Genomic DNA, 1,693 nt, shown 5'->3' on the forward strand with positions numbered 1-1,693 from the left:
GACGCTCAGTCAGATTACTGAACTGACACGGCGTCAGGAAATGGTCGTGCAGGCAAAGAAGCGGGGAGGGCGCCCCGGGTCACCCGGGAAGGCGCCCCGGTCACCCGGGAAGGCGGGAGATCCCGTGGCCGTCTCCGCCCGCACCGCCGCTCCTCGCGATCGCCTTGGCGATCCTCTCCGCGTCGATGGCCAGCTCGCGGAACATGCCGCTGATCGGGTTGGTGAAGCCGGTGAAGTACAGGCCCGGCGCGCCGGGCGGGGTGTGCGCGCCGTGCACCGCGGGTCTGCCGCGCGGATCCAGCACCCCGAGGTGGCCCACCAGGCCCTCCAGGGCACGTACGTAGCCGGTGGCCGCGATGACGGCGTCCGGCTCGATCCGGCTGCCGTCGGCGAGGACGACCTTGCCGTCCTCGAAGCCGTCCACGGCGGCCACGACCTGCACCCGGCCCCGCCGCACCGCGTCGATCAGGCCGACGTCCTGCACCGGGATGGAACCCTCGTTGACCCGCGAGTACAGGCCGGTGCCGGGGCGGGGCAGGCCGTGCGCCGACAGGTCCGGCACGCTCAGCCTCGCCAGCGGCCGGGCCAGCCGGTCGACCAGGGCGACCGGGAGCCGCCGGCACAGCACGCCCGTGTACTGCGCGGCCCACCCGGCCGTGGAGCGGCGCACGATGTGCGGCGCGGTGCGCACGGCCAGCCGCACCCGCGCGGCCCCGCCCTCGACCAGGTCCACGGCGATCTCGGCGCCGGTGTTGCCGACCCCGACGACCAGGACGTCCCGGCCCGCGTACGGCCCGGGGTTGCGGTACGCGGACGCGTGCAGGAACTCGCCCGAGTACGTGTCGCGCCCCGGCCAGTCGGGCACGCGGGGCGTGTGGTTGTGGCCGGTGGCGACGACCACCGCGCCGCCGGTCAGCTCGCGCCCGCCGCTGGCGCGCAGCAGCCAGCCGGTGCCGTCGGCGGTGCGCTCGACGCGGGACACCTCGACGCCGGTGACGATCTCCAGCTGGTGGTGCTCGGCGTACTTCTCCAGGTAGCGCACCACGTCGTCGCGCGCCACCCACCGCCCGAACCGGCGGGGCATCGGCAGCCCGGGCAGTGCCGACAGGCGCCGGGTGGTGTGCAGGCGCAGCCGGTCGTAGTGGCCGCGCCAGGAGGCGCCGACCCGGTCGGACCGCTCCAGCACGACGGCGCGTATGCCCCGCGCGCGCAGCGCGTACGCGGCGGCGAGACCGCCGGGGCCGCCGCCGATGACGTAGACGGGGCGGTCGGCGTGCGGTGCCGTGGAGGGGGCGGAGGAGTCGGACGAGTCGGTCATGAGCGCGAGCGTAATCCCGCACCTCGTTGATGGGTCTCGGTCAAGACCGGAATTGGTTGCGGATTGATCACGGGTGAGCGATGGGAGAGGCGGGGAGGGGCGGGGGTGGACGGTCTGGCGGACGGGATTGAGCTGACGTACCGTCAGATGCCCGGTCGTCGGCGTCGGCGGGAGACCCCATGGACACGATCTGGCTCACCGGTGCGCAGTGGCTGGCCGTGCTGCGCGTCGGGCTCGGGCTGTGGTGGCTGGAGAGCTGGCGGCACAAGGACAGGAAGGGCTGGTTGGAGCGCGGCACGGGCATCGCCTGGGCGGCGGACGTGGCCGCGGAGCACCGCTGGCGGGCCGTCCGGTCCGGCTTCGAGGCGGTCGTCG

Annotated in this window: 1 protein-coding gene and 1 pseudogene; one reads left to right on the forward strand and one right to left on the reverse strand. The window is 74.5% G+C overall.

Annotated elements, in window-relative coordinates; translation table 11 throughout:
• Positions 1-100 precede the first annotated feature (100 nt).
• A complete protein-coding gene (locus IE249_RS18575) occupies positions 101-1,318 on the reverse strand; it encodes a flavin-containing monooxygenase (RefSeq protein WP_189705945.1) in 1,218 nt (405 codons plus the stop codon).
• 179 nt (positions 1,319-1,497) lie between these two features.
• On the opposite strand from IE249_RS18575, the pseudogene IE249_RS37730 reads away from it, so the two are divergent.
• Positions 1,498-1,693: pseudogene (locus tag IE249_RS37730) on the forward strand (DoxX family protein); the annotation flags it as partial.

Source organism: Streptomyces anandii JCM 4720, from assembly GCF_014650655.1.
Taxonomy (GTDB): Bacteria; Actinomycetota; Actinomycetes; order Streptomycetales; family Streptomycetaceae; genus Streptomyces; species Streptomyces anandii.